Origin of the sequence: Neobacillus citreus, from assembly GCF_018343545.2 — a bacterium.
Classification (GTDB): domain Bacteria; phylum Bacillota; class Bacilli; order Bacillales; family Cytobacillaceae; genus Neobacillus; species Neobacillus citreus.
This window is the reverse complement of sequence record NZ_JAGYPE020000023.1, coordinates 1-23199: the sequence shown is the minus strand read 5'-3', so window position 1 is coordinate 23199 and position 23199 is coordinate 1. Positions and strand designations below refer to the sequence as shown.

Here is a 23199-nt window from a genome sequence, read left to right as displayed (position 1 = left end):
CTGCCATTATTTTGTGATTCTGATTGAAAGATTATCCAAACGTTCCAGAAAAAATAAAAATTTACTCGAATAAGAAAAATTATTTACCAGCAGGAAATACTGAATTCATTGTCTTCTTTAGTACATCGACAGAATGAGTAAATTTCTGTTGTTCCTCTTCACTTAATTCAAGCTCTACAATATCTCTTACACCATCCCTGTTCACGACGGCAGGAACGCCAATATACAGATCTTTTTGTCCATATTCTCCATCGAGATAAGCTGAAACCGTCAGAACAGAATTTTCATTTTGCAAGATTGCCTTTGTTAATCGCACCAGTCCCATAGCAATACCGTAATAAGTGGCACCTTTTTTCTCGATGATATGATAGGCGGCATCACGTACATTCATAAAAATCTGATCAAGTTCTTCCTGCCGGAACCCGTCCTTGCTTTCTGCCCATTTAGAGATAGCTGTACCGGCAATATCAGCATTACTCCATACAGGAAGTTCAGTATCCCCGTGTTCACCAATAATATAAGCATGAACATTACGTGTATCAATATCGAAATAATCACCAAGCAAGAAACGGAACCGGGCCGTATCTAGAATAGTCCCTGAACCAATTACACGTTCTTTTGGAAATCCGGAAAATTTCCAAACAGCATAAGTAAGGATGTCTACCGGATTAGTAGCAACGAGAAAAATCCCATTAAATCCGCTGGCCATTATTTCTTCAACGATACCTTTAAAAATTCTCGTGTTTTTTTCAACCAAATCAAGGCGGGTTTCACCTGGCTTTTGGTTAGCACCGGCTGTAATAACTACGATGTCCGCTTCACCACATTCGGAATAGTCCCCGTACCAGATCTTTGTATGGGACGGCGCAAAAGGGAGACCGTGATTTAAATCCATCGCATCTCCTTCGGCTTTTTCTTTATTTAAATCAATTAAAACGAGTTCTTCAGTAATACCTTGATTTAAGAGGGCAAAGGCGTAGCTTGAACCCACAAACCCTGCTCCGATTACGACCACCCTATTCACACGATTCAACAAACTAAATCCCCCATTAACAAAATATTATTAAAGCATTTGAGCGACAAATATTGCTAAGGCCGCTGCCAACAAACCGGATAGAAAATTAACCATATCATTATCTACCAGAGAAATGCCCTTAATGCGGGAAGTCGGCAGACCACAATGGTTTCGTTTTTCTGTTTCTATACCGCATTGCTTGCAGACATACGCCTGTTGATAAAATGCGCCAAATAATGTATCAATGACATTCCCAATATAGCCAAATAAAAATACCAACATTACATTAACGAGACTTAACTGAAATAAACAAAAACTAACCAATGCGACAATCAGTGACCCTAGTAGTGCTGCCATACTGCCAAGGAGACTGACTGCCCCGGAGGTGCCCTTTTCTACTCGCTTAAATGTCCGAATGAAAATCGGCTCTTTCCTGCTTAAACTGCCAATCTCCGAAGCCCAGGTATCTGAATTGGAACTAGCCAATGAAACAATAAAGCCAATTACCCAGCTTTCTCCTGGATGAAAATAATAGCAGATACTAAATAATGCAGCCATGCCGCCATTGGCGATTACCTGACGCCAATCCCTTGTAGACCCTTTTGCTAATTTCTCTTCCAATTCCTTTTTGGCATAACTTTTATATTTTGACCAGAAACTTGAGGAAACAAAAAACACGCCTAATATAACAAGCCCCTTAATTCCAAATCCAGCATAAATGGCAAGACCGACAAAAACAGCTGCAATAGCACCTGAGGCTGTCAGCGATTTCTCCCGATAACCAGCTAAACCTCCTGCAAGGAGGATAACAATGATAAGGATTGGTACAATCATACAGTTTTGATAACCTCATTTGATGTAACAATTTTTGCTACTGGGATATCATATTGTTCAACAGGAAATTCTGGAATCAACTGCTCTTGGAAAGCAAGGGATAGGGTGTTCCCAGAGTACCCTGATAAAAACCGGTCGTAGTATCCCCCGCCAAAGCCCAGGCGAAACCCCGAACGAGTGTAGACAAGCCCGGGTACAATGAGAAGGTCAATTTTATCTGGACTGACTTCAGTAGTTTGTTCTACATTTGGCTCAAGCAACCCATAGAAAACTGATTCTAATTGAGAAAACTCAGTTAAGCTTCGAAAAGATAACCTTTTCTCCTTTGGGTAACATTTTGGAACAACAACTTGCTTGCCTGATTCCCATGCTTTTCTAATAATTTGATATGTATCGACTTCAGGTACCCTGGAGATGGTAATGCCAATCACTTGCGCTTGCTCCCAATCTTCCATTTGATAAAGCCTGCTGGCAATTTTATAAGAGTAATCCTCATAAATAGGTTTTGTGAGCTTTGACAGCGATTCTTTCATTTGTTGACGAATGGAATTTTTATCGTGCATTTTAGAACGCCCCCTTGTTTTTAGGCAACAAAAAAAGCAACAGGAAGCCCTGCTGCTTATTTTGTTTCGCGGTGTACAGTTGTACGCTTTTCTCTTGGGCAATATTTCTTAAGCTCAAGACGATCTGGGTTGTTGCGTTTATTTTTGTTTGAAATATAGTTACGGTCTCCACACTCAGTGCAAGCTAACGTAATATTTACACGCATGTCTATTTCCCTCCAAACAATTAAGCTGTTCGTTCATACGACTTTTCTATAATATCATTTTTCGTTTGGAAATGCTAGTGGGTTTTTTAAAAGTGCTTGCTCCATTAAGATTAATTCCTTTTTACTCGAGCCGGAAATCGCCCAGGCATTCATTTTTTGGGTTTCCCGAGAACCAAGGGACATTTTAACGGTAAAAATGCTCGCTGCCGGCCCTTTTGCCATCGGCTGGTATCTTAAGGCTCCATTCTCCAATGAACTCCAAATTTGGTCGGTATACGCACTCCAAAGCGGAATGGTTGTATACTCACTTAATCCCGCCCCATTAAAATTCCCATTGACGAGAAATACCTTATGGTCATGGGCGTGAAAAATTTTGCTTTCTGCTGGTGAAATAAACGTGAGGCTGTCTGTGTTGACATTAGAAAAATGATGCATGACAATGACTTTAATATCCTTCTTGACATTGCTATGATTGCTAATATAAACGCTGAAGAAGCGAATTTTAGAATGGACCTGCTCCGGTTTAATTCTTAGAATTAAGCCTTCTTCATAGATGACCTTTTCGGCACTATTATGCAGAAAGTAGCATTTTCCTTTTACCCAGATGCCGAGAACTATTTGCAGCTGCTCCATTAAACCATGGCGGATCGTGTTCTGTTTACTTTTTTGGGACTCGATTAATTCCTTCATCACTGCACCTTTCACCTTATTATTTTTTCATAGTTTCGTTTACTTTTTTCTGTAGAGCCATATCTCCCATCACTTTGCCAGTCTCCAAAGCAATTCGGCTCCAGCCATATAAGCTTTTTACAATTTCCTTGCCTTTAGAGCCGATCTCCTCGGCAATGGCTGGATTTTCCTCGAGATAGCCGATCTGTTCAAGCATGCTTTCCGCATCCCCCGGATTCATCAACAGGCCCGTTTGCAAATGCTTGATGATCCCTTTCATGCCACCCGTATTGGACAGAATAGTTGGTTTTCCAAGCGCCATTGCTTCCAAAGCAACAATTCCAAAGGGCTCGTACAAACTAGGAATAACAGCCATTGAACACTTGTCAATTAACGCATTTCTCTGTTCATCTGTAATATAGCCGACAAAAGCAATCTGGCCGGCCAATTGCATTTCCAGAACTTGCAGGCGGTAAGTCTCGAGCATTGGCCCCTTCCCGGCAACAACAAAAAAGTAATCCAAACCCTTTACCTTGGCAATTGCCGCTGCTTCAATAATCGTTTCAAACCCTTTTTCCTTTACGATTCTGCCAATTGAAAAAATATATTTTTTTTCTTGCAAGCAAGGAATTACCTCTCCGGCACCCATATTTGAACTCGGCTCTTCAACCCCGTTTGGTATGACGATTACTTTTTTATCATCAGCCTGAAAAACGCCAGCAAGGTGCTCCTTCATGTAGCTGCTGCAGACAATAAGCTGATTTGATTCCCTCATTAATTGCTCTTCTTTTTCATGGATAAATCTTTGGATACCTGTAAAAATTCCATTATTCCGGCCATGCTCCGTTGCATGAATGGTCGTTAAAAGCGGAATGTCCAGTAACTCTTTCAAAGTAATGGCGGCGGCACCCACAAGCCAATCATGGGCATGGATCAAGTCAAAAGAGATTTCTTCTGCCAATTTTTCCGCCCGAAAAGCCATTGCTAAATTAAGTCCGCCAATCCATGACAGAAAGTTTTCGTCCAGTTCATTGATGGGGAAAACACGGTGTATGTTTACTTGGTTCACGATTTCATGGTCAGGAAGCTTCCTTTCTCCGGCAGTGATGACATGAACCTCGTATCCCATTTTCGCCAAATGAACCGACAATCCGTATACATGTCTTGCTAAGCCCCCAACGACATTCGGCGGATACTCCCAGCAAAGCATCAGCAATTTTACCTTTCTTCCAGATAATCGACTTTGCTTCAAGTCAGCCTCAGGGACAAGCATGTTAGGCATTTTTATTCTCCAAATTGGTTGATTTTTCATAATAACTATACGTACTGACATGGCTTCGCCACTTCGGAGGGCTATCCTCATACCGTTTAAATTGCAGTAAATCTTGATGCAATTCATTCCCACTTGGTATTTCAGCCGCTGGTGTTTGAATACAATTGGACCTGTAAAGAGGGAAAAATCCTGTTCCCGGCAAAAGCACACCTAGCTCCGCTATAAAGCTTCTATTTCCTGTTAATCCTTTAACAAACCAATACCCGTTCTGATAAGGAACAGTAATTTCATAATAATGGTGTGCATTTTTTCCATTAAAAATGATATCTTTCACATCGTAAACCCTTAATACAGTAACTAACTCCTCAAAAGGTTGATTAAAATATAAACGAACGATTTTTTTTGGTGTTTCTGAAAAATCCCAATAGAGAAACATTTTTTGGGGTGTAACAAGCTTGGCTTTAAGTTCACCCTTAAGAGGAACAAAGGTTTGTGGAGTAGATGTAACCGAAGATTTTTCCTGGTTCAGGTTCTTTTGAACATGGAGACTTTCACTATTATCTTGGTTCTCGCTTTCCATCCATTTATTCCAGCTGTATTGGACTTTCCCAACGGTAGTATTAAGTACTACGGCAATCTTACGGAAGGAAAGTCCCTGCCTTCTTAATTCGATAATTTCATTAATCATGGTTTCCTCCATTCTGCAATCAAACAATATATGCATTAAATAACAATTTATTCCTATCAATCGTTTATTTAATCGTAACACCAGAAAGAGAGTCAGACAATGAACGCAATTTGTCGTATTTTGCCTAAGCCATATGCAAAGCGTGTTTGACGACGGGAAATTTTTATTAACTTATAAATTATGCGAATTTCAATTAAAAATCGACAACATAAATGAAAACTCGCCGATTGGCGAGTCCGTTAGGACGAAGACAGAGGCTAGTTGAATTTATACTTTCTTATTAGCAAACAAAATAGGATGAGGCCTAAAGCCCCATCCTTCATCATATTATTTGTTTAAATTCAGTCTTTTTCCAGTTTCCTGGTAAATTACATTTTCTGCAATATTCGTTGAGTGGTCGGCAATTCTTTCAATGAACCGGCAAATAAAGGACAATTGGATAATTTGGTTCATAGAGTTTGGATTTTGCGGGATATAGGTCATAAGCTCATGAACTAGGTTTCCAAACATATTGTCGACTGCATCGTCCTTTTCCGCACATTTTTGAGCAATCGTGATATCCTCTGTATAAAATGCGGTTATAGAATCAGTCACCATCTCCAAGGCAGCTTCCATCATCTGCGGGATATCAACAATTTCTTTAATATACTTTTCCTCCCCAATATGGACGACTGACTTGGCAATATTGACGGCCATATCCCCCATCCGCTCAACCTCGGATGAGACCTTCAATGCGACATTAATTCTTCTTAAGTCCCTGGCTACCGGTGATTCTGTAGCAATCAACATTAGTGCTTTTTCATGTATTTCCTGTTCCAAGTCATCAATGGCATTATCACCGTTAATGACACGGTTTGCTAATTCAAGATCTTGATTTAGCAAAGCAAGCATGGCGTCTTTAATTGCCTGTTCCGATATCCCGGCCATTTTAAGCAGCATTTCTTTTAAATGTTTTAAATTGTTATCAAAATTAGACCTTGTATTCATCCTGTTCACCCCATTATCCAAATCGTCCAGTGATATAGTCTTCCGTTCTTGAATCTTTTGGCATTGAAAAAATGTTTGGTGTCAAATCTACCTCAATTAATTCCCCCATAAGAAAGAAGGCCGTTTTGTCTGAAACACGAGCAGCCTGCTGCATATTGTGAGTGACGATGACAATGGTATACTTTTCTTTTAACTCAAGGATTAACTCCTCGATTTTCAGGGTTGAAATCGGGTCTAGCGCCGAGGTTGGTTCGTCCATTAGTAAAACATCAGGCTTAGTTGCAAGAGCCCTTGCGATACACAGGCGCTGCTGCTGTCCGCCGGACAGTCCAAGTGCAGGGGCGTGCAAACGATCCTTCACTTCGTCCCATAAAGCTACATCGATTAACGCTTTGGTGACAATTTCATCAAGATGCGTTTTTTTCTTAATTCCATGAATTCTCGGCCCATATGCCACATTATCATAAATGGACTGTGGAAACGGATTTCCCTTTTGAAATACCATGCCAACATGTTTACGCAATTCTACTAAGTCCGTTTTAGGATTTAAAATATTTTCACCGTCAAAGTTCACTTCTCCGGTTATTTTTACATTCGGTATCATTTTATTCATCAAGTTAAGCGTCTTTAGAAAAGTTGATTTCCCGCAGCCCGAAGGACCAATCATGGCTGTGACTTCTTTTTTCTGGATAGGAAAGTTGATGCCTTTTAAGGCATGGTGCTCACCGTACCATAAATTAAGATCTTTTACATCGAAAATATCTCTTGTTAATGTCTGAGTGGACATGAGTTTTCCCCCTTATCCGAATCGGCCGGAAATGTATTCTTCTGTCTTTTTAACCGATGGATTAGTAAAGATTGTTTCCGTGCTGTCGTATTCAATTAAATCACCACTTAAGAAGAAAGCCGTTTTATCCGAAATCCGGGAAGCCTGTTGCATATTATGAGTAACAATAATAATTGAGTATTCCTTCTTTAAATCAACAATTAGGTCTTCAACCTTGGCATTCGAGATTGGGTCAAGTGCTGAAGATGGCTCATCAAGCAGGATGACGGTCGGTTTCATGGCAATCGTTCTGGCAATGCAAAGGCGCTGTTGCTGCCCGCCAGAAAGCGAGAGGGCTGATTTATGAAGTCTATCCTTCACCTCATCCCATAGAGCCGCTTTTCGTAAACTCTCTTCGACAATTTCATCAAGTTTGCTTTTTTTCTTAATCCCAGCAAATTTCAAGCCATGGGTAATATTTTCATAAATGGATTTTGGAAAGGGGTTAGGCTTTTGAAATACCATGCCAATTTCCTTTCTTAAGGCAACTACATTGATATCTTCAGATAAAATATTGAGATCTTCATAGATAATCTCACCGATTGCTTTTGCCCCGGGGATCAAGTCATTCATGCGGTTGATACTCCTTAGAAACGTTGATTTCCCGCAGCCTGACGGACCGATTAGGGCAGTCACAGAATTCTTCTCAATATCCAAAGAAATCCCATTAACCGCTCGTTTTTCTCCATAAAAAATTTCTAAATTCTTCACAGCTAAAATAGTTTCAGGCTGGAATACACTTGTTGTTTGAAAAGGTAATTCCACATTCGTTCTCTCCTTTATCGCTGTCAACATTCGACTCCACCTCTTTATTTAGTTGCTGTTGCCCGTTTGTGAATCAAACTTCCGATCCAGCGCGCCAATAGATTAAAGATCAAGACTGAAAGAACGAGGACCGCAGAAGAACCGCTGGCAACTTCATTGACATCAGGAATTAATCCTTGTGTATTTACAGACCATATATGAACCGCCAATGTCTCAGCAGGGCGGAAAATATTCAACGGTGATTGTTCTGAAAAAGGATTCCAGTTTGTATAATCCAGTCTTGGCGTTGACAGACCTGCTGTAAATAATAATGCTGCCGCTTCACCAAAAACCCTTCCTGCAGCCAGAATGGCTCCAGTTAAGACGGACGGGAATGCCGCTGGCAAAATAATCGTTTTAATCGTATGCCAATGGGTAACTCCCAAGGCGAGGCTGGCCTCTTTTAAATCACGAGGTACTGCCCGGATGGCATCCTCGGTCGTACGTACCATTGTCGGAAGGTTAAAGATTGTCAGTGCCAATGCACCGCCTAAAATGGTGTAACCCCAGCCGGTTGTGTTGACAAAAATCAATAATCCAAACATACCAATAACTATGGAAGGCAATGACGATAACACTTCAATACAGGTCCGGATTAAGTCGGTTACTTTACCCGGTTTCGCATACTCAGCCATATAGACGCCGCCGCCAATTCCAATCGGAACGGTAATCAGCATCGTGATGAACAAAATATAAAATGAATTAAATAATTGGTCGCGAATACCTCCGCCAGCCCGGACATTACTAGAAGGGGTTGTTAAAAATTCAAGCGAAATATGTTTAAATCCATTGACGAAAATATAGAAAAACAATCCTGCTAGAATCGTTACGATCGTGATGGCAATAGCTACAAAAACCCCTGTTGCAATTCGATCGGCTGCTTTACTATTCATCGTAACTTCCTCCTTGATGACAGATAACGAATGAGGAGAATGAAGGCAAACGACATAATCAATAAAATAAGACCCATTGACCAAAGCGTGTTATTCTCCACGCTGCCATAAGTGGTATGCCCCATATTTAATGTAATAATGGTCGTTAATGTTGCTGATGCATCCAAAATGCTTGATGGCAAATTTCTCACGTTTCCGATGACCATCTGAACTGCCAATGCTTCACCAAATGCTCTCGCCATACCAAGAATGATGGCTGTAAGCAAAGAAGGCATTGCAGCCGGCACCAACACTTTTCGAATCGTCTGCCATCTAGTTGCACCTAAGGCATAAGATCCTTCCCGGAGATGGTTCGGAAGTGAACTCATTGCATCAGTTGCAATCGTTGTAATCGTCGGTAAGATCATGACGGCAAGGACAATCATCCCGGATAGTAAACTAAATCCAAGCCCGCCGACATTTTCTCTGATAAACGGAACTAACACAGTTAAACCAATAAATCCATACACAACTGATGGAATACCTACTAATAGTTCCACAATCGGCTGAAGAATTTTTCTTCCCCAAGAAGGAGCAATTTCTGTCATAAAAATCGCTCCGCCAATTCCTAATGGCGCGGCAATAAGTGCAGCAAGAAAGGTAACAGCAAAGGATCCGAAAATAAACGGAAGAACTCCATACATCGGGCTTGCTTTATCTGTAGGATTCCAGTTAGTGCTTGTTAAAAACTCGATGATGCTGATCCCGTTCTTCGTAAATGATTGCATTCCTTTTGTTCCAAGGAAGATCGTAATCGCAATCGTAGCCGATATCATGATAACGGCACACAAAATGACAATTAATTTCCCTCTAAATTCCCCATCAAGACTGCTTCTCTTTGATTTTAGCAATCTATCTTTTGCGGGAAGAAGTTTCTCCATATTAAACCAAACTCCTCTTGAATACGTCATAATAGGGTAAACGCTCTGCATTTACCCTCTTTTATTTTTCAACAGTTCATTCTAGATGTTTCTATTAGATATTTTTTTGATTTCCCTCAGCATCGCGTTCTACTTTCATTTTTGTAACAGGTAGGTATCCTTGTTCCTTTAAAAGAGTGTTTTGGATATCATCTGACATTAAATAATCTAAGAACGCTTTTGTTAAACCTTCTGCTTCACCTTTAGTATAAGAGTGCTGGTATGCCCAAACCGGGAATTTTCCGGATTGTACATTTTCTGCAGTCGGTTTCACACCATCAATCGAAAGCGGAGTTACAGAATCATCAGTGAAGTAGGAGAATGCAAGGTATCCAATTGCACCTTCAGTTTCGTTTATAATCTTTTTAACCGTGTTAGAAGAATCCTCGGTAATTCCTTCAGCAGGTGTCGCACCATCAAGAGCAAAGTGATTGAATACTGCACGAGTTCCGGATGAATCAGGACGGTTTACAAGAACAATCTTTTGGTCTTTACCGCCAAGCTCTTTCCAGTTTGTAATTTTTCCTGTAAATACTTTGATTAGATCTTCTTTTTTAATATCATCAATTCCTACTTTAGGGTTAACAGCAGCTGTCATCCCCACCACTGCCACTTTGTGGTCAACAAGTTTATCAGCAGGAATTCCTTCTTTTTCTTCAGCGAAAACGTCTGAGTTACCGATTTGAACTGATCCTTCAGCAACCTGTGATAAGCCTGTCCCAGAGCCGCCGGCATTTACTTGTATATCAACTTTTGGGTTTTCAGCCATAAATTCTTCAGCAGCTGCAGCAATTAACGGTTGCATAGCTGATGATCCTGAAACAGAAATTGAGCCTGATAGTTCTCCAGAGTCTTTCCCTCCACCACTATCTTTATCTGAAGAAGAATCACTTCCACATGCTGCTGCTATAATCATGAAAGCCGCAATTAACATCATTAGGCTAATTTTTTTAAAACTTTTCATTTACTAATTCCCCCTAAGAGTTTGGCTGTTTGTTCTGCCTTACAAACATAAGAATAAAGGATGACTGTAAATAGAGTTTTAATGTTTTGTAAAGGTTATGTAAATGAATGTTTAGTTTTTGTAAATCATAATCTAGCAATCTGGCAAAAAAAAACACCTGCCTCATCCTGGAGACAGGTGTCACTTTTATTAATGTTGTGGTTGGTCAGCGGGTGGGTTTGCCGCTGTGTTATCCTCCCCTGCAGCTGCTGTTCCGTTTTGGCGGGCATTTTTTAAGTTAAAATAGGCATCCATTGCCCTTGTGCCAATTAGGTGGTTAATACTTGGGCCGCTGTTTCCTTCATAAGCCCATGGCACCACTACGGCAATGGCCACTTCAGGATTATCGTACGGCGCAAAGCTGACAAGACTTAAATTCCAAACTTCGGTTCCACGTTTCGATTTATCAGAGCCATCATAAAAAGCTTCCGCTGTACCGGTTTTGCCTGCCGGATTATATGGCTTACTTCTCCAGAAGCCGGTACCGGTACCGTCGCCAACCTGCATAACCATTCGGAATCCCTCTTGGACGCGTTTAATCCATTCATCCTTCATTTCAACACGATTTAATACCTTCGGCTGAATTTCCGCCACAATCGGACCCAATTCATTGTTATCCAATTCTGGTTCACGAATTTCCTTCACAACATGCGGCTGAATACGGTAGCCCCCGTTTGCGATGGTCGAAATGTATTGCGCAAGTTGAATAGGTGTATACGTATCGTACTGGCCGATGGCAAAGTCAAGAAGCAGACCTGACCGTTTGTCAGAGCCTGGAAAACCGCTCATTTCATTGGGAAGATCAATACCTGTACGAATTCCAAGGCCAAATTGATTAAAGGATTTCCGCATTGTACTAAAACCTTTGTCCGTATCCAATACAAGCGGTCCATTCGGAATATAACGGCCGCCAGCCATAGCAATCACCGTTTTCCACATGTACACGTTCGAGGAGACCTGCAGCGCCCGTAAATCGTTAATGTCGCCGAAGGTTTTCCAAGATTTTTTAACAGGTGTTCCTTTAATGACTAGAGGTTCATCCCGAAGGACAGATCCCGGTCTTATGGCACCAGTTTGATAGCCTGTTAAAATAGTCGCACCTTTAACAGCTGACCCCATGTTGTATGAGCTTGTAAACGTCCCTTGGGCATAATCCCGCATTTCCAGTTTGCCTGTTTCCTTATTCTTTACAAGCTGTTTACCTGACAATGCCAGGATTTCACCCGTTTTTGGGTTCATCATAACGGCAAAGGCCCTATCCATAAGTCCAGTATTCGGACTCTTTTTTGCGTTCCAAATCTCTTCTTCAATAATTTTGTCTACTTGTGCCTGAAGGTCCATGTCAATGGTTAAGACAAGATCTTTTCCTCGATTGCCTTCCGATATGACCTCTGAAGATAAAATTTTCCCTGACTTATCGGTTGTATTTTTTACTTTAGCCTTCTCCCCGCGAAGGACATCTTCGTATTTTAATTCCAGATAACTCTTTCCGACCCGATCGTTTCGGCTGTAATCTTTGGCAAGATACTTGTCCAATTGTTCCTTTGGCAGCCCCGAATCAGAAGATGATACATCCCCTAAAATAGATTTTAGGGTATCTCCAAAAACATAGTTTCTGGCCCAATCTGTGGTGGTATCAATCCCTGGGAGATTTTCCAGGTTTTCGCTGACTGCAGCAAATTCCTCTGGGGTTACATCTTTATTTTTGACAATTTGCGGCGTTAAAGCGTAACCGCTGTTGAATTCCCGATAAATAGCCAGCGTTTCTACCTCTTCCGGGGTTAGACTGTTCAAATCTTCTTCCGTAATTCTCTTAAGCTGTAGTTTATAAATGTCTTTATCATCCAGCTTTTTATTTTTAAATTCGGTCCATTCTTTATCGGTGATTTTTTCTTTTGCCTTGTCCGGATGAATTAGGATCCAAAAATCCTTTTTATCACGTTCACGGACCTTTGAGGTGTCCATAGTAATTAATTTTGCTAATTTTTTAGCTGTTTCCAGCATTTCCTGCGGTGTTGTATTTTGATATTTAGTATACGTAATCGCATTTAGCGGTGAATTATCTACAATAACGTTCCCGTTTCGGTCATACATTTTCCCTCTAGGCACGGGATTTGAGACCGTAATATTGTCTGTTCGTTCAATTTCCCTTTTAAAATCTTCTCCGAATACAATTTGTAATTCTCCAAGCCGTAAAACAAGGATGGAAAAAAGCAAAAAGACGACAAAGAAAAGCATGTTTAAGCGAAAAGGAACCGCCGGCTTCTTCTTTTTCTTCTTCAAGGTCAAAACGCACCTCCCTAAGTCAATAACCTAATTAATTGTATAAGAAAGTGTAGTTTTTTTCTATGGAGAAGACTTACCATTTTTTCAAAATAAAAAAGCGATGAGCAAATCTTCACTCATTCGCTTTATACAGCAGGCAGTCGGACCCTTTTTATAAATAGATAAATCAATGTATGCCCAGCACCCAAAATCAATAATAAATATGGGATGCTTTTTTCTTCATTAAATAAGGTGACTGCTGCGAGGAAAGCAAGGACGGAAACAATACGGCCAACATTTAAGAAAATTTCCCTCACTACAATATATTCAATCCGCATTTCCGCTGCCTTCCAACCCGATCCAATCACATCATACGTTGTTGACATATACGGAACGAGCAAAAGCGGATAGGCAATCGCGATCATAGCAGCATAAATTAACAGCTTTGCGTAGTTTACTTCCCAGGCTATCAGAATGACTGCGGCATACAGCATAAGTCCGCCAATGAGTATGGCCTTTTTCCGATAACTTTTTTTAATCAGCCTAGAAGCAAGAAAATAGGCTACAAACGAAATTCCCGAATTTAGCAGTCCAAAGGTCCCCAAAGCCATTTCGCTGCCTGTTGAAATATACACAAAGACAGAAATGACAAATAAAAACGTCCCTTCTCGGAGCCCCTGAAAAAAATGGGCGTTCGTGATAAGACGCCAATTTTCATTTTGTTTTCTTTCTTCCAATATTCGTTTGAAGCAATATCTCCCCTTCGCTGGTCTAGGTTTCAAAGAAAAGCTTAACAGCACCGCAAGGGCAAATAATCCTAACGACAAGCCAAAAACAATCGTATAGCCGGTAAACTTTTCGAATCGGGTAATAATCACCCCTGCTGCGATCGGACCAATCATCCCGCCTAAGGAAGATAATATTCCCAAAAAACCATTGAAAAAATCTCTTGTTTCCGGTTCGGTGATTTCAAACGTCAGCACATTGTAGGCTAGCCAATAAAAACCGTACCCTACTCCTAACAGTCCCCCTAAGAGCAGCAAATAAGTGGCAGCCTTAGTCCCGGATAGCAACACGGCCAAATAGAAGAACGCTAAAAAAGAAACTCCTATTCGGAGAACAATCACGCGGTCAATTTTCTTTGCCCATCGGCCCGCCAAGATAAATGTGAGTGGCTGCAAAACGACGATGGAAAGGTTATATAAGGCGAGATCAGAGTATTGGCCAGTTTGCTTCCATAAATAAATATTTACGAATGTGTTGGATAAGGCAACGCTTAAAGAATATAAGCCGCCAATCATCAGTAAAAGGGTTAAATCCTTTGTTAATTCAACATCCCCTAAAAACTTAAATTTTTTTGCCATAAAAAAACTCCCCTTTGTCTTAAGAGGTAGTCTTTAACAAGCGGCAGGTTATTATTCAAATTTGGGCATGAAAAAAGACAGCTGCAAAGAGCTGCCTTTTTTACAATTATTAATTATTTCGCTGCGCTGTAACGCTTGGAAACTTCGTCCCAGTTTACTACGTTCCAGAATGAAGCGATGTAGTCTGGACGCTTGTTTTGGAATTTTAAGTAGTAAGCATGCTCCCAAACATCTAGGCCAAGGATTGGAGTTTTGCCTTCCATCAATGGAGAGTCTTGGTTTGGTGTGCTGGATACTTCTAATTCGCCGTTATTAACGGATAGCCATGCCCAGCCAGAGCCAAAGCGAGTAGTTGCTGCTTTTGCGAATTCTTCTTTGAAAGCTTCGAAGCTGCCAAATTTGCTGTTGATTGCATCAGCAAGTTCTCCACTTGGAGCACCGCCGCCATTTGGAGAAAGAATTTGCCAGAATAAAGAGTGGTTCGCATGACCGCCGCCGTTGTTACGAACAGCAGTGCGTGCTGCTTCTGGAATAGCATCCAAGTTTGAGATAACTTCTTCAACTGACTTAGAAAGCAATTCTTCGTTGCCTGCTAAAGCGTTGTTTAGGTTAGTCACATAAGTGTTGTGATGTCTTGTGTGGTGAATGTTCATAGTTTCCTTATCGAAATGTGGCTCAAGTGCATCTTCCGCGTAAGGTAATTTTGGTAATTCAAATGCCATGAAAAATTCCTCCCTATGTACTATTTTTTAAAGGCCTTGGCACACTAAAATTCATCGCAAAGAATTTTAAAATATTTCCAAAGCTTTGTGACTTTAGATTACCAAAGTTGAGTGGCAAGTATCAAATAATTTGCTTAAACCACCATATATAAAATATCCACTTTTCAGCTTTTTATGCAGTTTTTTCACATTAACATTTCACAACTATTCACTTTTCGAAAAATTGTCATGAATCATGCAATCGGCATGCTGTCAACGATTTATGTCATAGCAGTTATTTTTATTTACATATTTTGTAAAACAGCATATTGACTAGATGGATTTTATTCCTTTTAATCATCATATACATGGTTTTAAGGAGTGGCAGGACATGCAGAAAAACAGCCTTTCTATTTATGAAATAGTACATTATTTTTTCAAAAAGACTGAGCCGGTACAAAAGATAACAGCAGGTAGTGTGCTGTTCCATGAGAAAGATCCGGCCGAATTTATATACCTACTCCTAAATGGCGGTATTGCCTTAGGACGAATGCACGTTAGAGGAAAGGATTTTATTTTAAAAATCGTGAATGACCAAGAATTAATAATTGAATACCAGCTTTTTAAAACAAATCCCCGCTATCAGTTCTATGCCAAAACTTTGACGGATTGTGAAGCGATTGCCATCAAACGGGAGGACTTTGAAAATTTCGTGTTAACGGATCCGGAAGCCATGCAAGCACTTGCCACATGGCTATCAACAAGCTATTTGAAGGTGCAGATGAAATGCCAGGATTTAATCATGAACGGTAAAAAAGGCGGCCTATACTCAATCCTTATCCGTCTATGTAATTCGTATGGAGTCATGACACCCGATGGGATCCTGATTGATTTACCCTTGACTCACCAAGAATTGGCCAATTTGACTTTTGGCACTAGGGAAGTGATTCAGCGTGCCCTCAAGGAATTACGAGAGCAAAACATTATCTCCTATGACAATCAAAAATTTACGATAAGAAATCTCAACTACCTCAAGCAAACCGTGGATTGCCAAAACTGTTCTGCGGAAATTTGCGGCTTAAACTGATTGAATTTGCCTCTATGGCGCTTCTATTTAAAGTGTTAACTACCTTGTTCTTGTCTATCATAGCTTCAAAAGCTACAATAGAATGGTGAATCTATATGAGGTGGTTATTATGAATATTTTCAAGCAATTATTTAAAAGTATCTACTCGCCGAAGGACATAGCTTTATTTCGTTTCCAAGGTATCGGAAAAACAATTCTTTTTGTTTTCTTATTGACTTTTATTTCCGTCCTTCCGTCGATTGTTTATTTCAGCACAGCGTTAACAACCGGATTGGATTCTGCCGAAACCTTTCTGGAAAAGGAGGCTCCTGATTTTACGATAAAGAATGGACAATTAGAGGCAGATACTAAGGTCCCTGTAACGATTAATAAGGATAATTTTACGATTATTTTGGACCCTACCGGCGTCGTTTCTAGTCAAGATGCAGCCGATCAAGGAAATACGTTCGCCCTGTTAAAAGATGAGTTTGTTATGACAGCCGGTGGCCAAAGCGATACATACCCCTATTCCATGATGGAAGGGCTGAAACTTTCAAAGAACGATCTCGTTGACTTTATTAACTCGATTAGTGGACTAAAGGGCATTATTATCCCGATTGTCTCCTTATTCATCTATTTGTTTTCAAGTGCCGCTAGTTTCATTGAAGTTTCTGTTCTTGCTTTAATCGGACTTGTGTTAAAAAATCTTGCCGGAAGAAAGCTTACCTATCGCCATTTATGGAGAATGGCCGCATACAGTGAAACATTGCCGACATTATTTTTTACGATAATGGCCGCACTGAAAACAGCCGTACCAAACAGCTTTTGGATCAATTGGTTTGTCGTTATCATTGTTTTATATTTGGCGATAAATGAAATCCCAAAACCGAAAAAAAGTAGTTAAAGCATCCATTGAATGGATGCTTTTTTCATTTATGAGTTCTATTTAAAGGTGGACAAGCATAGGTTTGTAGAAACTTTTGTTTGGAGGCTTGTCCAATGAAAAAATTGTTTGGTGTTTTAATTGCCATTTTAGTCATATATGTGATTTACTTCGACTTAACTGTCGGCACTTTGCCTTCTACAGCAAACATTCAGGTAGAGGCAAATGTTAATCAAACCGCTAAACCTAGTACCAGCATCCCTTCTTTTACAGAAAAGGTAAAACCAGGTCAAACTGTTATTTCCATTGTCGAGCACCAATTAGGAAAATCTCTTCCTGTATCTATTTCTGAGTTAATAGAAGACTTTCAGGCATTAAATCCAGGAAAGTCACCAGAAAAAATACAAATCGGTTCTACATATCATTTTCCGGATTACTCAAACTAATGAGGATAATCCTTATTCTTGTCAAAATTAGATGCAGGCTGATACAATAAAAGGTGAATTGTTTTTAATTCTATATTCGAATCCAGCTAAAGGAGCGAATTCCACGTGAGTGAAATTATACATCGTACGAAAACACGGCCGATCAAGGTTGGCAATTTAACCATCGGCGGCAATAATGAAATTATCATTCAAAGTATGACAACCACTAAAACCCATGATGTAGAGGCTACTGTTGCCGAAATCAAACGGCTTGAGGAAGCAGGTTGCCAAATTGTCCGGGTCGCATGCCCAGATGAAAGGGCTGCAAATGCCATTCCTGAAATCAAAAAAAGAATCAACATTCCACTTGTTGTTGATATCCACTTCGATTATAAATTGGCACTAAAGGCGATTGAAGGCGGCGCTGATAAAATCAGGATCAATCCTGGAAATATCGGCAGAAAAGAAAAGGTTGAAGCGGTAGTAAAAGCCGCTAAAGAAAAAGGAATTCCAATCCGGATCGGTGTAAATGCGGGGTCATTGGAAAAACGAATTCTTGATAAATACGGCTACCCAACCGCTGATGGAATGGTCGAAAGCGCCCTCCATCATATCAAAATTCTAGAGGACTTGGACTTCCACGATATTATCGTTTCAATGAAGGCTTCTGATGTCAATTTGGCTATTGAAGCATATGAAAAAGCGGCCCGCACCTTCGATTATCCATTGCATCTTGGGATAACCGAATCCGGAACACTTTTCTCCGGAACCATTAAAAGTGCAGCCGGATTAGGTGCAATTATCAGCAAAGGTATTGGTAATACGGTAAGGGTTTCATTAAGTGCAGACCCAGTTGAAGAGGTTAAAGTAGCTCGTGAGCTTTTGAAGGTATTCCACCTTTCCTCCAATGCTGCTACCTTAATTTCCTGCCCTACCTGCGGGCGCATTGAAATAGACCTGATCAGCATCGCCAATGAGGTAGAGGAATATATCTCCCATATTAAAGCACCTATCAAGGTTTCAGTTCTAGGCTGCGCGGTAAATGGACCTGGTGAAGCTCGTGAAGCAGACATCGGAATTGCCGGTGCCCGTGGTGAAGGTCTATTGTTTAGAAAAGGCGAGATTGTCCGGAAGGTGCCAGAATCACAAATGGTCGAAGAACTCAAAAAGGAAATTGACCAGCTTGCCGAAGAATATTTCCGCAAGAAGGAAGCAGAAGAAAAGGTAAACAAATAGGTAAACATCACAAGAGGCCGTCCCGAAAGACAGCCTCTTTTCTTTGCTCCTATGTTAAAAGAACGGAAGAATAAAGATTCCGATGATAATCGATACCGCTCCAATCCCAATAGCCCACGCTCCAAGCCCTTCGGAGCCGCGGCGCCTAGCAACAAATCCCAGAATAATTCCTGCTGCACCAAACAGGATTGGCATTACGAACAAGGATAAAATGGAAAGGACCAGTGCGACAGTCCCTAGTCCGGCACCGCCGACCGCACGTCCTCGACCATTATCACCAATATCGTCTTTTTCCCTGCCTCTTATAATAGGTACGGGGGCCGCGATTTCGGCAGCAGTTTCTTCATTATAGGAAGAACGGATTGGCACGGATGCCCCAATTGGCGGATCATCTTTCTTTAAAGATACCCTCATTGGGACAGACGCTCCAAATTCATCTGCAGTTTCCTCATTATATTTGGAAGCTTGGGTTGTTACAGGTGTTGCGATTTCGGAAGTTGTGGCCTCACGATAATCCGATGGAGAATTTGGTATATCTTCACCGATAATTGGGCCACGAAGAGCTTCTTGCACCTTCGTGTCGCGTTCATCTGCCATCCTTTAATCCCTCACTTTCAATGTAGGAGCATTTATTATTGTTTGTCATTAAAGCCTTTTTACTATGACAATGTTTGTCTTAACTAGTTAGTTATTTCATATTCCGCAAAATATTTCATGCCAAACAGTTCACGGTCTTTGGTAAAATAAAAATAGAACTGAGGAAACAACAGAAGGTGAATTTAAAAATGAAAAAAAGATTTGGAATTGATATTGATGGAACAGTTACCTGCCCTACATCGTTATTGCCTTTTATAAACAAGGCATTTGGGATGAACATTGCTTATGAGGACATCACCCAATACAATTTAACTCCTTTTGTGAAAGTGGATGAAAAAGTATTTGCCCATTGGTTTTCAGAAAATGAGCCGATTATATATGAAGGTTCTCCACTTGCTAAAGGCGTAAAGCCGATATTAAATAAATGGAAAAATGAACATGAATTGTTTTTTATCAGTGCCCGAGGACCGCATCTGCTCGAGGTGACCGAAAATTGGTTTTCAGCGCATGGATTAACCTTTCATCACATCGAACTGATTGGCTCTCATGACAAGGTAGAAACGGCTAAAAATCTGAAAGTGGATCTCTTTTTTGAGGATAAACACGACAACGCCGTTGCCCTTCATGAAGAATGCGGAATTCCGGTCATTTTATTTGATACTCCCTATAATCAAGAGCCCATTCCACAAGGTGTCATCCGGGTCAATGACTGGGCAGAAGCAGCCATTTGGGTAGAGAACTGGCTTAGGAAGCAGGAAAATATACGAGAAATGGCTGGGTCAATGAAATAAAAATAAAAAAAGCTGTCCCAAATGAGCAGTCACTCCGCTCATGGGTCAGCTTTTTTATTATACACAATCCGGACAGCGGCCATATATTTCGAATTTATGCCCGGAGATGTCGTAGCCTTTTAAATTTGCACTGAGGCCCTCCATCGGACATGTTTCAATTTCTTTCGACTTGCCGCAGCTTAAGCAAATAAAATGATGGTGATGATGGGTGTGCGAGCAGGAAAAACGAAAATGTTTTTCGCCTGACAACTCCGTCATCTCTAGTATCCCCATGTTAACAAAAAGGGAAAGGTTACGGTAAATAGTATCAAAACTTAAGCCCGGGTAATCATCCTTCAATAGATCTAAAACATCTTTTGCTGTTAAATATTTATCGCTTTCAGCAAACAATTGAAGCATATCTTCCCTTTTTCCTGTCTGCTTAAATCCATTTTCCTTTAAAAATTGAAGTGCTTCTTGTACATTCATCATTTACACACCTCGCTTATGCTTTATTCACCAAGATTTTTTTATAAAATATCGCCAATATTAATATCAATACAGAGAGCATGACAATTGTTCCACCTGGAGCCAAGTCCAAATAATAAGCAAGGCTCAGCCCGCCAAGCACCGAAGCTTCACCGAAGATAACCGATAAAATAATAGCCTGCCTAAACCCTTTGGCAATTCGGATACTTGCTGCAACAGGAAGTGTCATTAACGAAGAAACCAACAGGATTCCAACAATTCTCATTGAAGCTGCTATGACCAGCGCCACTAAAATAATGAAAATGAAATGGATGCTTTTTGCTGCAATACCGGAAGCCTTGGCGTATTCCTCATCAAAAGACAATAAAAACAGCTCTTTATACAAGAGAACCACAGCCAGTACCACTGCAATACCGATTACCAGAATCACCCAAAGGTCGGTACGGCTGACGGCTGATACACTACCAAATAAATAACTGAACAAATCTGTATTAAAGCCTTTGGCAAGAGATATAAATATAACCCCCAGCCCGATTCCTCCGGAAAGAATAATCGGAATCGCCAGCTCTTGATAGTGCTTGTAGACTCCTCTTAGCTTTTCAATAAATAAGGCCCCGCCAACCGAAAAAACCATGCCCATATACAATGGATTCAGGCCCGTAAGTGCGGTAACATAGCGCTCAAGCAACAGACTTGCCGCAATCCCTGCCAAAGTTACATGGCTAAGCGCATCGGCAATCAAAGACAATCTTCTAACCACAATAAATACTCCCAATAATGGAGCTAGAATGCCAATTAACATTCCAGTTAAGAAGGCGTTTTGTAAAAATTCATAATGTAAAATCCCTTGAATCATACTATACGCCTCCGTGTTCATGATGATGAGTTAGCAATTGCACATCATGTCCATAGAATGATGACAGGTCTTCCATTCTCATCTGCTCAAATTCATTTGTCAGTCCGTGAAAATGCAAATGCTTATTTAAACAGGCTACATGGGATACCTTATCGGAAACGGTCCCGATGTCATGTGTGACCATCACCAATGTAATCGCCTTATTTTTATTTAACACATCAAGCATTTCATAAAAAGCCTTTATGTTCTCTGCATCAACCCCAACGGTTGGTTCGTCAAGTATCAACAGCTCTGGCTCACTCACCAAGGCTCTAGCTATAAATACCCGCTGCTGCTGCCCGCCTGAAAGCTCGCCAATATTTCGGTCTTTAAATTTTTTCATCCCTACTGCATCCAATGAGGCTAATACTTTTTCCGAGTACTCCTTTTTGAAAAAAGACAACAGGCCCAGCTTTTTTGTTAACCCGCTTGCCACTACCTCATATACGGTCGCCGGGAAACCCGTGTTAAAGGAGTTGGCTTTTTGGGAAACGTAACCGATTTTGTCCCAATTTTTAAATTTATTGATTTCTTGGCCAAATAGGTAAATTTCTCCCTTTTGCAGCTTTAATAATCCCAAAACTAACTTTAATAGTGTTGATTTTCCAGAACCATTGGGGCCGACAATGGCGAGAAACGCACCCTTTTCCACGGATAAATTGATGTTTTCAAGAACGATGTCCTTTTCATATCGATAGGACAGCTGTTTAATATCAATAATTGATTGCATAGATTTCGCACTCTCACTTTAATTTTAAGAATCATTCCGATTTAACTTTATGTAGTATACAATAGTTATTTTGTGTTTGTAAAGCAGAGCAATTCGCGAATGTCTTATTTAACCGCCTTTATAAGTCACTGTCACACTCCAGCCGCTTTTTCATAAATTAGCATGGAGGAGTGATTAAGGTGAAGATTTTTGAAAGTATTATCAATCATAAAATAAATACCATCACTGCCGATGAACTGCTAAAATATGCAAACCAATTTAATATAGCCATAACCCGCAGTCAGGCAAAAAAAATAGCCGAATATTTAAGAGGAAAAAATATTAATATTTTTGATGACCTCCAGCGTGCCCAATTGGTAAGGGAAATTGCCAAATCCGCCGGCCCGCAAACAGCCCGGGAGGTCAATAAACTTTTTGCAGAATTAGTAAAAAAATGAAAAGCATTGCGGATTTGCACAGAACAGGCTGTCGAAAATCATTCGATAGCCTTTTATTTTGTTTATTATAATAATGTAAATATATAGGCTTTTTAACAAGTCTGTTGATTGGCGCTCCAGGCACTTCGCTTTCCGCGGGCGTTGCGGGGAGCCTCCTCGTCGCTAAAGCTCCTGCGGGGTCTCCCCTGCCCCGTACTCCCGCAGGAGTCTTCGTGCCTTCCACGCCAATCAACAGGTGTATTAATAAAGACCTCGATTTTTACAATAAATAATAATAAAAGTGGTGTTCTGTTGTCTTAACCAACACTACAGGCATGACTTTTAATATTATTTTTCAAATGATATATAACTTAGGCATTGTTCGTTTGTTCCTTATCTAATTGAAAAAAGCCTGCCAAAATAAAAAAATTGCAACACACATAGCCAGCCAGGTTAGAAACAAGTGTGTTGCAATACTTTAGGTTGTATTGCCTCCCTGTTGATTGGAGCGGAGGGCACTCGACTCCTGCGGGATATAGAGGTCACTGGAGACCCCACAGGCGCAATAGCGCCGAGGAGGCTCCAGGACCTCCCCGCGGAAAGCGAGTGCCCGGAGCGGAAATTAACAGGCCTAGTTGCAGA

General features: G+C 40.6%; 26 protein-coding genes. 6 read left to right on the top strand and 20 right to left on the bottom strand.

Features of this window, described 5'->3' with window-relative positions; translation table 11 throughout:
• Positions 1-79: 79 nt before the first annotated feature.
• From KHB02_RS13925 to KHB02_RS13850, 16 genes are all read right to left on the bottom strand, one after another.
• Positions 80-1036 carry an L-lactate dehydrogenase gene (locus tag KHB02_RS13925; RefSeq protein ID WP_213144850.1) on the bottom strand — a complete coding sequence of 319 codons (957 nt, stop codon included), beginning with the start codon at positions 1034-1036 and terminating at the stop codon, positions 80-82.
• Positions 1037-1063: 27 nt separating this feature from the next.
• The gene (locus KHB02_RS13920) at positions 1064-1849 is read right to left on the bottom strand and encodes a DUF92 domain-containing protein (protein WP_213144849.1); all 786 of its coding nucleotides are present in this window, start codon (positions 1847-1849) and stop codon (positions 1064-1066) included.
• Entirely contained in the window at positions 1846-2412 is a 567-nt protein-coding gene (locus KHB02_RS13915) for a 5-formyltetrahydrofolate cyclo-ligase (RefSeq protein ID WP_213144848.1), read from the bottom strand. The genes KHB02_RS13920 and KHB02_RS13915 overlap by 4 nt, the downstream gene beginning before the upstream one ends.
• 56 nt (positions 2413-2468) lie before the next feature.
• Positions 2469-2618, bottom strand: coding sequence for a 50S ribosomal protein L33 (gene rpmG / locus KHB02_RS13910; protein WP_082692947.1), 150 nt, complete (start codon positions 2616-2618; stop codon positions 2469-2471).
• Between the two features lie 54 nt (positions 2619-2672).
• Complete coding sequence (locus KHB02_RS13905; protein WP_213144847.1) at positions 2673-3311, bottom strand: hypothetical protein; 639 nt, start codon at positions 3309-3311, stop codon at positions 2673-2675.
• Between the two features lie 16 nt (positions 3312-3327).
• A complete protein-coding gene (locus tag KHB02_RS13900; RefSeq protein ID WP_241113855.1) occupies positions 3328-4569 on the bottom strand; it encodes a glycosyltransferase family 4 protein in 1242 nt (413 codons plus the stop codon).
• Positions 4562-5248 (bottom strand): DUF4912 domain-containing protein, encoded by a 687-nt coding sequence (locus KHB02_RS13895; protein WP_213144846.1) that lies wholly within the window; start codon positions 5246-5248, stop codon positions 4562-4564. The genes KHB02_RS13900 and KHB02_RS13895 overlap by 8 nt, the downstream gene beginning before the upstream one ends.
• A 327-nt stretch (positions 5249-5575) precedes the next feature.
• A complete protein-coding gene (gene phoU / locus KHB02_RS13890; RefSeq protein ID WP_213120170.1) occupies positions 5576-6235 on the bottom strand; it encodes a phosphate signaling complex protein PhoU in 660 nt (219 codons plus the stop codon).
• A 13-nt stretch (positions 6236-6248) separates the two neighbouring features.
• Positions 6249-7022 (bottom strand): phosphate ABC transporter ATP-binding protein PstB, encoded by a 774-nt coding sequence (gene pstB, locus KHB02_RS13885; protein ID WP_213144845.1) that lies wholly within the window; start codon positions 7020-7022, stop codon positions 6249-6251.
• 12 nt (positions 7023-7034) lie between these two features.
• Positions 7035-7856: a phosphate ABC transporter ATP-binding protein PstB gene (pstB, locus tag KHB02_RS13880; RefSeq protein WP_241113854.1), complete on the bottom strand. Its 822-nt coding sequence runs from the start codon at positions 7854-7856 to the stop codon at positions 7035-7037.
• A gap of 14 nt (positions 7857-7870) precedes the next feature.
• Entirely contained in the window at positions 7871-8758 is an 888-nt protein-coding gene (gene pstA / locus KHB02_RS13875) for a phosphate ABC transporter permease PstA (protein ID WP_213144843.1), read from the bottom strand.
• Entirely contained in the window at positions 8755-9678 is a 924-nt protein-coding gene (gene pstC, locus KHB02_RS13870; protein WP_213144842.1) for a phosphate ABC transporter permease subunit PstC, read from the bottom strand. Before pstC ends, pstA begins: the two co-directional genes overlap by 4 nt.
• A gap of 94 nt (positions 9679-9772) precedes the next feature.
• Positions 9773-10681, bottom strand: a complete 909-nt coding sequence (locus KHB02_RS13865) for a phosphate ABC transporter substrate-binding protein (protein WP_213120166.1) — start codon at positions 10679-10681, stop codon at positions 9773-9775.
• A 189-nt stretch (positions 10682-10870) separates the two neighbouring features.
• Positions 10871-12958 (bottom strand): peptidoglycan D,D-transpeptidase FtsI family protein, encoded by a 2088-nt coding sequence (locus KHB02_RS13860; RefSeq protein WP_213145295.1) that lies wholly within the window; start codon positions 12956-12958, stop codon positions 10871-10873.
• A gap of 173 nt (positions 12959-13131) precedes the next feature.
• Positions 13132-14349 (bottom strand): MFS transporter, encoded by a 1218-nt coding sequence (locus KHB02_RS13855; RefSeq protein ID WP_213144841.1) that lies wholly within the window; start codon positions 14347-14349, stop codon positions 13132-13134.
• A gap of 113 nt (positions 14350-14462) precedes the next feature.
• Entirely contained in the window at positions 14463-15071 is a 609-nt protein-coding gene (locus KHB02_RS13850) for a superoxide dismutase (RefSeq protein WP_213144840.1), read from the bottom strand.
• Positions 15072-15441: 370 nt separating this feature from the next.
• Here KHB02_RS13850 and KHB02_RS13845 point away from each other — a divergent pair, with 370 nt between their 5' ends.
• The 4 genes from KHB02_RS13845 to ispG all read left to right on the top strand — a co-directional run bounded on the left by KHB02_RS13845 (position 15442) and on the right by ispG (position 18660).
• On the top strand, positions 15442-16137 hold the full coding sequence (locus KHB02_RS13845) for a Crp/Fnr family transcriptional regulator (protein ID WP_213144839.1): 696 nt from the start codon (positions 15442-15444) through the stop codon (positions 16135-16137).
• A gap of 109 nt (positions 16138-16246) precedes the next feature.
• Positions 16247-17020 (top strand): DUF1189 domain-containing protein, encoded by a 774-nt coding sequence (locus KHB02_RS13840; RefSeq protein ID WP_213144838.1) that lies wholly within the window; start codon positions 16247-16249, stop codon positions 17018-17020.
• 95 nt (positions 17021-17115) lie between these two features.
• Positions 17116-17445 carry a hypothetical protein gene (locus tag KHB02_RS13835; RefSeq protein WP_213144837.1) on the top strand — a complete coding sequence of 110 codons (330 nt, stop codon included), beginning with the start codon at positions 17116-17118 and terminating at the stop codon, positions 17443-17445.
• Between the two features lie 114 nt (positions 17446-17559).
• The gene (ispG, locus tag KHB02_RS13830; RefSeq protein ID WP_213145294.1) at positions 17560-18660 is read left to right on the top strand and encodes a flavodoxin-dependent (E)-4-hydroxy-3-methylbut-2-enyl-diphosphate synthase; all 1101 of its coding nucleotides are present in this window, start codon (positions 17560-17562) and stop codon (positions 18658-18660) included.
• A gap of 54 nt (positions 18661-18714) precedes the next feature.
• Here the strand turns inward: ispG and KHB02_RS13825 are convergent, their stop codons facing one another.
• Positions 18715-19074, bottom strand: a complete 360-nt coding sequence (locus KHB02_RS13825) for a DUF4190 domain-containing protein (protein WP_213145293.1) — start codon at positions 19072-19074, stop codon at positions 18715-18717.
• A 371-nt stretch (positions 19075-19445) separates the two neighbouring features.
• Here KHB02_RS13825 and KHB02_RS13820 point away from each other — a divergent pair, with 371 nt between their 5' ends.
• Positions 19446-20048 carry a 5' nucleotidase, NT5C type gene (locus KHB02_RS13820; protein WP_213144836.1) on the top strand — a complete coding sequence of 201 codons (603 nt, stop codon included), beginning with the start codon at positions 19446-19448 and terminating at the stop codon, positions 20046-20048.
• A 57-nt stretch (positions 20049-20105) separates the two neighbouring features.
• Here the strand turns inward: KHB02_RS13820 and zur are convergent, their stop codons facing one another.
• Genes zur through KHB02_RS13805 form a run of 3 tightly spaced genes read right to left on the bottom strand, consistent with a single transcriptional unit; the run spans position 20106 to position 22141 of the window.
• The gene (zur, locus tag KHB02_RS13815; RefSeq protein ID WP_213145292.1) at positions 20106-20516 is read right to left on the bottom strand and encodes a zinc uptake transcriptional repressor Zur; all 411 of its coding nucleotides are present in this window, start codon (positions 20514-20516) and stop codon (positions 20106-20108) included.
• Between the two features lie 16 nt (positions 20517-20532).
• On the bottom strand, positions 20533-21372 hold the full coding sequence (locus tag KHB02_RS13810) for a metal ABC transporter permease (protein WP_213144835.1): 840 nt from the start codon (positions 21370-21372) through the stop codon (positions 20533-20535).
• Position 21373: 1 nt separating this feature from the next.
• Positions 21374-22141 carry a metal ABC transporter ATP-binding protein gene (locus KHB02_RS13805; protein WP_213144834.1) on the bottom strand — a complete coding sequence of 256 codons (768 nt, stop codon included), beginning with the start codon at positions 22139-22141 and terminating at the stop codon, positions 21374-21376.
• A 179-nt stretch (positions 22142-22320) separates the two neighbouring features.
• Between KHB02_RS13805 and KHB02_RS13800 the strand changes: the two genes are divergently transcribed.
• Positions 22321-22578, top strand: a complete 258-nt coding sequence (locus tag KHB02_RS13800) for a DUF2624 domain-containing protein (RefSeq protein ID WP_213144833.1) — start codon at positions 22321-22323, stop codon at positions 22576-22578.
• The last annotated feature ends 621 nt before the right edge of the window (positions 22579-23199 follow it).